The sequence below is a fragment of the Rhodococcus sp. ENV425 genome, assembly GCF_002887785.1.
GTDB lineage: Bacteria > Actinomycetota > Actinomycetes > Mycobacteriales > Mycobacteriaceae > Rhodococcus > Rhodococcus aetherivorans.
On record NZ_PCZU01000114.1, the window covers coordinates 1 to 564 of the forward strand.

1 protein-coding gene is annotated in these 564 nt (G+C 79.3%); it reads right to left on the minus strand.

What is annotated here, in order from left to right; all coding sequences use genetic code 11:
• The coding region (locus CQZ88_RS08795; RefSeq protein WP_180986981.1) for a CoA transferase at positions 1-564 on the minus strand (564 nt) is incomplete at both ends.

The window sequence follows — 564 nt, forward strand, 5'->3', positions numbered from 1 at the left end:
CGATCGAGTCGAAGCCGCGACGGGGCGCCCACGGCCCGGACCATCCCCACGCGCACACCCGGCCGTGCACCACACCCGGCCGGGCCTGGTGCACGGGTGCGCCGATCAGCGCGTCGAGCGCCCCGGGCCGGTAGCCGGTGAGCAGCACGTCGGCGTCGGCGAGCAGGCGGCGGCACGTCTCCCGGCCGCGGGCGGTGCGCAGGTCCAGCAGCGCGGTGCGCTTGCCCTGCCCGTTCTCGGCGTGCTGCCAGGCGATCTCGGGCAGCGCGGGCGGATCCACCCGCAGCACGTCCGCCCCCAGCAGGGCCAGCGCCCGGGCGGCGACGGGGCCGGCGATCACCCGGGTCAGATCCAGCACCCGGATCCCGGTCAGTGGCCGCGCCGGATCGCCGCCCGGCCGGGTCTCGCCGGCACTGTCGGACCGGGCGAGGATCCGTACCAGCGGGCCCGCCGCCGCGCCCCGGCCCTGCGCGCTCGTGGCCCACTCGTGCTCGGTGCGCACCCGCACCGCGATCGCGTCGTGCACGGCGGCCGCGTCCTCGACCGCCGCGGCGGGCAGCTGCC